Origin of the sequence: Mycolicibacterium arseniciresistens (genome assembly GCF_030519285.1) — a bacterium.
Lineage (GTDB): Bacteria > Actinomycetota > Actinomycetes > Mycobacteriales > Mycobacteriaceae > Mycobacterium > Mycobacterium arseniciresistens.
This window is the reverse complement of sequence record NZ_JAUMSQ010000516.1, coordinates 1-1720: the sequence shown is the minus strand read 5'-3', so window position 1 is coordinate 1720 and position 1720 is coordinate 1. Positions and strand designations below refer to the sequence as shown.

Genomic DNA, 1720 nt, shown 5'->3' with positions numbered 1-1720 from the left:
CCGGTGGCCGACGCCGCGCTGGCCGCCGCCGACGCCGCGGGGCTGGTTCCGCTGCAGTGGGCGCTGGCCTGTCTGCTCGCCGATATCGGAAGTGCGACCCTCACCGCGGAGCGCGTCGCCGCCGTTCGGGACCGTAGCGCCGATATCGTGCAGCACAGGGGCGGCGTGTGGTCTGATCGCTGACCCCGGGCCGCTTCGGCACGGTCGTTATTGTTTACCTCAGCCACACCACCGAGAGTGTCGGCGTTCGTAACGCTGGAGAAGCCGCCCACGATGACAAATTCGAGAGAACGTCTCGATGCTGTCGTTGCTGAGGCAGTGGCCGGCGATCGGGACGCGCTACGGGAGGTGCTGGAGACCATCCGGCCCATCATCGTCCGGTACTGCCGGGCAAGGATCGGGGCGGGCGAACGAAGTGGTCTCTCAGCAGATGACATCGCTCAGGAGGTGTGCTTGGCCGCCATCACGGCGCTGCCGCGCTACAAGGATCAGGGACGTCCGTTCCTGGCCTTTGTGTACGGTATCGCTGCTCACAAGGTTGCTGACGCGCATCGTGCCGCCGCCCGCAACCGCTCCGAACCCACCGACGTCGTGCCCGAGCGGTTCTCGACCGACGCCGGACCGGAGCAGATGGCGATGGACGCCGAGGCGTCCGCCCGGATGAACCGCTTGCTGGCCACGCTGCCGGAGAAGCAGCGCGAGATCCTGATCCTGCGCGTCGTCGTGGGGATGAGCGCCGAGGAGACCGCCGAAACGGTCGGCAGCACCGCGGGCGCCGTGCGGGTCGCGCAGCACCGCGCCCTGGCCCGGCTCAAGCAGGAGATCATGGCGACGGGGCACGACCATGCCTGACTTCGGCCGGTGGACCAACAACGGTGGTGACTCCTCGCTCAACGAGGTGAACCGCACCGACCGCTTCCTCGACGCGCTCGCAGGCGAGCAGCCCGTGTACTCCACCGATGCGGGCGAGGCCGAACTGGCTTACGTGTTGGCCGGCTGGCGCGACGAGGTCCGGCAGGCGCCGGTGACCTCGGTGGTGACCACCCGGGACGCGGTCATGGCGCTGGACCGGTCGGCGTCGTCGCGGCAACGCAGGCGCGCCTCGATGGCCGTGCTGGGCTCGGTGGCCGCCGCCGTCCTCGCCGTCGGTGGCTTCGGCGCCGTGATCGCCGGAGCCGGGCCCGATGACCCGCTCTACGGGCTGCGCACCGCGCTGTTCGGCGAACAGCAGCAGACCCGCGACGACCAGGTGGTGCTGGCGGCGCAGTCGCAGCTCGCCGAGGTGCAGCAGCTCATCGACCAGGGCGACTGGACGGCTGCCCAGACCAAGTTGCAGACGATGACCACGACCGTCGCCGCGGTGGACGACTCCACCCGCCAGGAAGAGCTCGTCGAGCAGTGGCAGCAGCTGTCGGTGAAGGTGGACACCCGGGACGTCAACGCGACCGTGCCCCCCGACGCGCCGCCGGTCGTGCTGCCCGAGGTCCCGACCGACCTGCCGCTTCCGGTGATCCTCGATCCGGACGCCGCGACCTCGCCGCCGCCGACCACGAGCGCCGGGGAGACCCCGGGTTCGACGTCGCCGACCACCACGTCGCCGACCACCCCGTCGCCGTCGGACGGCACCCCGTCACCGACGCCGTCACCGTCGACACCGCTGCCGAGTCCGACCCCGTCGCCACAGTTGCCGCTGCCGACGCCGTCGCCGCAACCGAGCCCC

The 1720-nt window shown here is 70.8% G+C and carries 2 protein-coding genes and 1 pseudogene; all 3 read left to right on the top strand.

Translation table 11 applies throughout. From position 1 onward, the window contains the following. A pseudogene (locus Q2100_RS31170) lies at positions 1-183 on the top strand (hypothetical protein); the annotation flags it as partial. Between the two features lie 90 nt (positions 184-273). Beyond that, a complete protein-coding gene (locus Q2100_RS31165; RefSeq protein WP_264014949.1) occupies positions 274-852 on the top strand; it encodes a sigma-70 family RNA polymerase sigma factor in 579 nt (192 codons plus the stop codon). After that, a partial coding sequence (locus Q2100_RS31160; protein WP_302917115.1) for an anti-sigma-D factor RsdA occupies positions 845-1720 on the top strand: 876 nt, incomplete at its 3' end. The genes Q2100_RS31165 and Q2100_RS31160, both read left to right, overlap by 8 nt.

Excerpts from the sequence above, each read along its gene's own strand:
- Q2100_RS31165 (WP_264014949.1), top strand. The coding sequence starts at position 274 with ATGACAAATTCGAGAGAACGTCTCGATGCTGTCGTTGCTGAGGCAGTG.